Annotated in this window: 7 protein-coding genes and 1 riboswitch; of the genes, 5 read left to right on the forward strand and 2 right to left on the reverse strand. The window is 65.9% G+C overall.

What is annotated here, in order from left to right; translation table 11 throughout:
- Positions 1-75: 75 nt before the first annotated feature.
- Complete coding sequence (locus tag NGR01S_RS22240) at positions 76-645, reverse strand: hypothetical protein (protein ID WP_063039873.1); 570 nt, start codon at positions 643-645, stop codon at positions 76-78.
- 445 nt (positions 646-1,090) lie between these two features.
- Between NGR01S_RS22240 and NGR01S_RS22245 the strand changes: the two genes are divergently transcribed.
- Positions 1,091-1,282: a hypothetical protein gene (locus tag NGR01S_RS22245; RefSeq protein WP_063039875.1), complete on the forward strand. Its 192-nt coding sequence runs from the start codon at positions 1,091-1,093 to the stop codon at positions 1,280-1,282.
- A 4-nt stretch (positions 1,283-1,286) separates the two neighbouring features.
- Complete coding sequence (locus tag NGR01S_RS22250; RefSeq protein WP_063039877.1) at positions 1,287-2,150, forward strand: phosphatidylinositol mannoside acyltransferase; 864 nt, start codon at positions 1,287-1,289, stop codon at positions 2,148-2,150.
- A gap of 202 nt (positions 2,151-2,352) precedes the next feature.
- Here the strand turns inward: NGR01S_RS22250 and NGR01S_RS22255 are convergent, their stop codons facing one another.
- Positions 2,353-2,973, reverse strand: a complete 621-nt coding sequence (locus tag NGR01S_RS22255) for a helix-turn-helix transcriptional regulator (protein WP_084481579.1) — start codon at positions 2,971-2,973, stop codon at positions 2,353-2,355.
- 58 nt (positions 2,974-3,031) lie between these two features.
- On the opposite strand from NGR01S_RS22255, the gene NGR01S_RS22260 reads away from it, so the two are divergent.
- From NGR01S_RS22260 to NGR01S_RS22270, 3 genes are all read left to right on the forward strand, one after another.
- The gene (locus NGR01S_RS22260; RefSeq protein WP_157107382.1) at positions 3,032-3,805 is read left to right on the forward strand and encodes a VirB4 family type IV secretion system protein; all 774 of its coding nucleotides are present in this window, start codon (positions 3,032-3,034) and stop codon (positions 3,803-3,805) included.
- A 488-nt stretch (positions 3,806-4,293) separates the two neighbouring features.
- Positions 4,294-4,533: a helix-turn-helix domain-containing protein gene (locus NGR01S_RS22265; protein ID WP_063039883.1), complete on the forward strand. Its 240-nt coding sequence runs from the start codon at positions 4,294-4,296 to the stop codon at positions 4,531-4,533.
- Between the two features lie 94 nt (positions 4,534-4,627).
- Positions 4,628-5,908 carry a site-specific integrase gene (locus NGR01S_RS22270; protein ID WP_157107383.1) on the forward strand — a complete coding sequence of 427 codons (1,281 nt, stop codon included), beginning with the start codon at positions 4,628-4,630 and terminating at the stop codon, positions 5,906-5,908.
- 396 nt (positions 5,909-6,304) lie between these two features.
- A riboswitch (cobalamin riboswitch) is annotated at positions 6,305-6,421 on the forward strand. This riboswitch is flagged as partial in the annotation.

Here is a 6,421-nt window from a genome sequence, read left to right on the forward strand (position 1 = left end):
GTGGAACCAGCCTCTCCATTGTTTTTTATCGACTCGTCCATTCACGTACCGCTATTTAACGGCTACTTGAAAATGTCATCTCGCGCTGCCCGTGCCCGGCAGCCCGGGCAGGACGGGCAACGCGAAGGGTAGGGGCGGGAGCACCGGCAGCTGGACCTGCGGCAGCAGGCTCGGTGGCGGCGGTGGGATATAGGGGTTGGGCATATTCCAGTTCGGCGGTGCACCGCCGCCGCCGCCGCGGGGATTCGGATTCTCGTGGTCCCAGTCAGCGGGCCGGTCGTAGTCGCGGCCGCGGTCGTTGCGTGAATCGCGGTCGGGGTACTGGTTGTCGCCGCTGTTGAGGTGGTCTTCCCACCCGTCGTAATCCTGCCGGTGGTGGTCCTTGTAGCCGTAGTGGCCGTTGTCGTCCCAGCCGAACTTGTCGCCGCCGTCCCAGGCCTGATGATCGTTGTCACCCCAGCCGTTGCTGTCCCAGCCGGAGCTATCGCCGAAGCTGTCGCTGGAATCGCTGCCGACGTGCGTCGCGCCGATCTGATCGGCGAGGGCGGGGCCGGCGGTGGCTGCCAGCGGCCCAAGGGTGATGACGGCGAGCGCGGCGATCCGCGCCGCGAAACGGCGGGCGCGCTGGTCGTGGTTTCGGTTCATCGGTGGGGTCCTCACTCGGTCACGCCCCCGCTCGTCGCCCGGGGCGGATCGCACTCCGCGAGTGCCTATTGATACATCAATTACCGTACCGCTGACTAACGGTACGTTCAACAGGTGGGTGTCAAGTGGGGTGATCGGCCCAACCGGGGCAGGCTGGTACCGCTCGCCCGCCGCGGGGCGCGCCGCCACACGGGGTTTCCGGCGTGCGGGACACAATGTGGGCGGACGCGGCTAGGGTGGTGAGGAACGAGGAACACCGTCGAGCAGCCGGTTCGGCTGCCGAACTCCGAGGGGCCGGCCGCGAATGACCCCGGCACCCCGGGTAGCTCCGCTCGGCCGCACCGGCGCCGAGTGCCATGGGTTTCGGATGGGTATCCCCGAAAGGTCCCGGCCCCGATCCGACTCGGACCGCCGGTGCAAGACCCACCTTCTCGACCTCTGCCGTATGGAACTCGCGTCGGCAGCGCACACCGAAGATCGGAGCACGACCATGTACGACGACCATCCCGGACTGTTCAGTCACGTCCCCACCGAACCCGAGCCGTATGCGTTACCGGCCGACGACAACCGGCCGGTTTTCCTCACCGCGGCCCGAGAGACCGACGGCCCCGCCGCGCCGGACGCCGGTGGCAGGTAGAGACATGCCCGGCCGGGCGCAGGACCTCGCCTACGCGGCGGGCTGGCGCCTGGTGCGAGCCCTGCCGCAGCGCTGGGCATTACGCCTGTTCGACGCGGCCGCCGACCGGATCGCGCGCCGCGACGGCGGTCCGGTCCGATTGCGGCGCAACCTCGCCCGGGTCCTCGGCGTCGACCCCGCGCAGGTTCCGCCGGAGCTGGTCCGGGCGAATCTCCGTTCCTACGCCAGGTATTGGCGGGAGGCCTTCCGATTGCCGGCGATGGATCCATATGCACTGGCGGACACCATCGAGTCCTCGGCCACCGGACTCCACCGGGTCCGGGAGGCGTACGCCGCCGGTCACGGTGTAGTGATCGCCCTGCCGCACAGCGGGAACTGGGATCTCGCCGGTGTCTGGCTCGTCCAGCGGATCGGCACGCCGACCGTGGTCGCCGAGCGCCTGCGGCCGGAGTCGCTGTTCCAGCGATTCGTCCGCTTCCGAGAGGGGCTGGGCTTCGAGATCATCCCGCTCACCGGTGGCGACACACCCCCGTTCCGGCTGCTGAGCGACCGGCTGCGCGCAGGCGGTGTGGTGTGCCTGCTCGGTGAGCGTGACCTGTCGGGCCGGGGTGTGCCGGTGACCTTCTTCGGTGCACCGGCACGGCTACCCGCCGGTCCGGCGCGGCTCGCCATCGATACCGGCGCCCCACTGCTGCCCGTGCACTGCTGGTTCACGGCGACCGGATGGGGATTCTCGGTCGGTGACCCGATCGATACCTCCCGCGGTGTCCAGGAGGCCACCCAGGAGCTGGCCGATCGCTTCGCCGCCGGTATCGCCGCCCATCCCGCGGACTGGCATATGTTGCAGCGGGTCTGGACGGACGGATGACGGAGTGGTGTGCTGATGATCGTCTCCTGGATCTCGCCGGTGCCTTCTCCGATCAGGAAGAACGGCGCTTCGCGTATGAGGCGTTCGCTCGGCGTACTCGGCGTAGCCGAAACCGTCGCAGCACTTCGTAAGGTGCCCCACCGCGACCGCGCGGCCGGTCGCGCGGCGGCGTCAACCGTAAGGTCGGACAATCGGCCCGGCTTTACCGGAGGGAGCGGGCGAAGCGGCCCGGTGTGGTGCCGGTCCAGCGGGTGAAGGCGTGGGTGAATGCGGACGCGTCGGCGTAGCCGAGACGGCGTGCGACCTCGTCGACCGTGGTGCCGAGAGCGAGCAGTTCCTCGGCGAGAAGGTGACGAGTTTCGGCTACCAGGCCACGGTAGGAGGTGCCTTCGGCCTCGAGACGCCGGCGTAGCGTGCGCACACTCATTCGGAGGTCGGCGGCAATATCTTCCTGTGCGGCGGTGACGCCGCGGGTGAGCAGGCCCGCGCGGACGCGGGCCGCGGTGCCGTCGCGCCGGCGCCGGCGTTGCATGATATCGGCAGCCTGCTGCTGGGCATGCGCGGCGACGTGTGGATTCGCCTGGGGCATAGGGAGTTCCAGGATCTCCCGCGTAACAGTGAGCCGGGTGACGGGTGCGTCGAAGGTTGGGCAGACGCCGAGCAGTTCGGTGAATTGCGCGGCGTAGGCCGGTACGGGGCAGGCGAGTTCGACGGTAGTCGGTGGTACCGCCGCACCGAGTAGTTCGCGATCCAGCGTCGAGGTCCTGCTCGGCAACCAGAACCCCGCCCAGCGAGCCGCCCTCGACACAGCCCTGTCGGCCACCTACGCCGATGCTGGGATTACTGACGACTCCGCCACCTGGGCCCGCCCCGCTCCGACGTTGAGCGTCCTGCGCGAGCACTTGGACCGGCTCGCCACTCCCGCGGCTGGCGAGATCGCCGATGGGCTCGCGCCCTACGTCGGCGCCGGAGCCTACGCCGGGTTGCTCGACGGACCCACTACCACCGACCCCGGAGGCGGGCTGGTGGTGTTCTCGCTGCGCGAGTTGCCCGAGGAACTCAAGACCATCGGGACCCTGCTGGTCCTGGACGTGACCTGGCGGCGGGTCTCCAATCCGGCTGACCGGCGGCCCCGGATGATCACCGTGGACGAAGCATGGCTGCTCATGCGTCAGCCCGCAGGAGCCCAGTTCCTGTTCAAGGCGGCGAAGAGCTTCCGCAAACACTGGGCGGGATTGACGGTCGCCACTCAGGACAGCGCCGATGTCCTTTCCACCGAACTCGGGCGCGCGATCGTCTCCAACGCCGCCACCCAGATTCTGCTCCGCCAAGCCCCCCAAGCCATCGACGAGATTGGTGCGGCATTCCGGCTCTCCGAGGGCGAGCAACAGTTCCTGCTCTCCGCCGCACGCGGCAGCGGACTGCTCGCCGTCGGCGGCACCGACCGCGCGGTGTTCGCATCGCTGGCCTCACCCACCGAGAACGCGCTGATCACCACCGACCCCGGCGAACTCGCCACCAGCAACGACGAAGCCGACATAGATATCGATATCGACGCTACGGCACCGCTGCCCGCTCTCACCGAACCCGCCGATACCGAGATCGCAACGATCGCGGCGCCGGCGACACCGATGCTCTCGAGAAGGAAGAGGTGATCCTCGACTACCGCTCGGCCTGAACCGGATTCGTCCGTACCTGCCAATGAAACACCCGCCCGCCCGGGTCACGGCACTGCCTCCTGATCAGCACACCCCATCGCCCAGTCGGGGTCGTATTCCGCCCCGGAAGCGGCGGATGGGTGTGATCGCGGGTGGGCTGCCCCCCGGGCAGCCCGGACCGGTCGATAGGGGGGTGGGGGTGTTGGAGGAGAGGGGAACGCGACTGCTGAGTAATCGCGGTGTGGCAATCCATCTGCCGATATCGGCCCGCACAGTATGTGGTGCCCAGAAAGTGAAAGAGATGCTTATGGCTCAGAATTTCAGACGAGATGGCTCTCTTTCGGTGGTAGCCACCGAAATGGTGACGCTAATTCTGTAGCGGTGCTTGACAATTCGATATGCATCGAGCGTTGATTGTCTGGAATTCCAATATCCGCGAACTATGTCGGAATCAGTTGGTGAGATCATCTCAATTAGAATCAGGAGTGAACGACGTGGAAGATAGGTTTTCCGGCTGGCTGACGACTGATGATGTCGCGGATCGGTTGAAGATACCGTCAAAGACACTGGCCAACTGGGCATCCCTTGGCAAGGGCCCCCGCTTCGCGCGCATCGGCCGCCATCGGAGGTATCGGTTGAGTGATTTGATGGCCTGGGAAGAGATAATGCTCGAGCAGGGCGGCGGCCATATTCTCGACGAGACCGAGCGTCGAGATGCCGCGTAACAGAGGCGGAACGGCCAGCGCCCGGTCTCGTCCGCCTCTGCCCTGGACATTTACGTCGGTTCGGGTCGACCACCGACCGGCGGGGAAATAGCCAGTGGTACAGCGAAAGCGCGTTCCTGCCGTGCGGGCTAGGAAACCGTATGACACCTGGCATCGCCGGGAACGCGATGCCAACGGGCGCAGGGTGAAATCGTCCAGTTACGGCAAAGGAATGCGATGGAGAGGCGCGTACCAGGACGGAATTCGCCACGCTGCCCACACGCGCGGGTTCGACACCGCCAAGGCAGCCGAAGAGTGGGCGCAGGATCAAGTATCGGCGATCAAAGCCGGGCGACACATCACAAAAGACGCGTCCCGGGTCATGATGACCGAGTGGTGCTGGGAATGGCTCGAGCTCCAGGCGATCGATCCGGGAACCTTCGGTGGCTACCAGAGCAAGATCAAGCTCATCCTTCAGTACCTCGACCGACTCGCAGTCCACGAAGTACGTGAACCACATGTCCTGAAACTGATGACCGGCCTACATCGCACCGGCTACGCGTTCGACTACCGCGTCGACATCCACCGCTTGCTCACCAGAATTATGGCCGCAGCGAAACGAGCCGAACTCACCGTGGTGATGCCCTGCTCGATCGAGACCTACGCCAAACCCAACCGGGATCGCCCGAAGACCGCCGCCTACTGCCCGACGATGTCGGAGTTCTGGGCCTTCTTCCACCTGATGCCCGAAGAGACACACATCGCCGTCGCGCTTGGTGTCGGTGTCGGACTTCGCCTCAGCGAAGTACTCGGCGCGAACATCGAAGACCTCAACATCGAAGCGTGCACCTACCGGCCCGTGACCCAGTACAAGCCATCCCGACGAGTCGGCGGAAAGAGGATCGGCACCCACGACGGTCCGTTGAAGACCGAAACGTCGGGTACCGAGATCCCGGTCGATCCATGGGTGGTGGACTGGCTGGTAGATCTGCTGCGCGGACGCACTACCGGCAAATTCATCGAGTTCGAAGCGAGTCGTTCAGGCGGGCGCATGTCCCAAAAGGCCCTGCGGAACCGTGTCTACGCCGCGGTTTCCGAGCTCGGCGGGGAACCGGCAAAGTTGGTGCCGTGGGGGCCCGACGGAAAGATGCGCCAGCAGATGGGCTTTCACTCGCTTCGTCACCTGTACGGGTCACTGTTGGCCGACGGGGCCTACAGCCTGGCGGACGTGACCCGGCGCATGCGACACAAGAACAACACCACCACCCTCGACATCTACACCCACCTGGTGGACGGGCAACAGGACACGGCACAGACCATCGGACAAGCACTACAGCGTGGGCTGCGGGACTACCGGAAGGCAGCGACCGGAATACGCATAGTCGGCGAACTATAGCGGCTACTGCCGGAGTGAACCGTCGGCTTATCTGGTCGGCCGCGGCTTCGTAGTGGGGTCAGATCGTGCTCGTCTATGGCGGGCCGGTGATTGGCGTCCTTCCCGTCCCAGAGGGCAGCGGGCCATGACCCTACGTTTGACGTGCGTAAGGTGGCTGGTTTGATCCCAGCCGGGACCACCTGAGAATGGCCAGGTCAGGGCAATGGTTCCCCTGGTCTCGCTCGTTCGTGCAGAATGCGTGCAGAAATCGTGAGCGCATGCGTTGGTACCTTCCGGAGCGATATGGTTTGCGGGTTCCGGGCAGGAGCATCGCCGCCCTGCCGAACCGGGTCTCCTGTGGCAGGCATATTCTGATGAGTGCAGCTGGTTCGTCGTGCGCTGTCGTGATGGTGTGCGGCGTCGAAGCCCGCCGTCGGCGTCGTAGGACATCGAGTGGCCGGGTAAGAGGGAACCCGGTGGGAATCCGGGACTGTCCCGCAGCGGTGAGCGGGAACGACCGCCGTCATAGAGCAC

Source organism: Nocardia grenadensis NBRC 108939 (genome assembly GCF_001613445.1).
Classification (GTDB): Bacteria; Actinomycetota; Actinomycetes; order Mycobacteriales; family Mycobacteriaceae; genus Nocardia; species Nocardia grenadensis.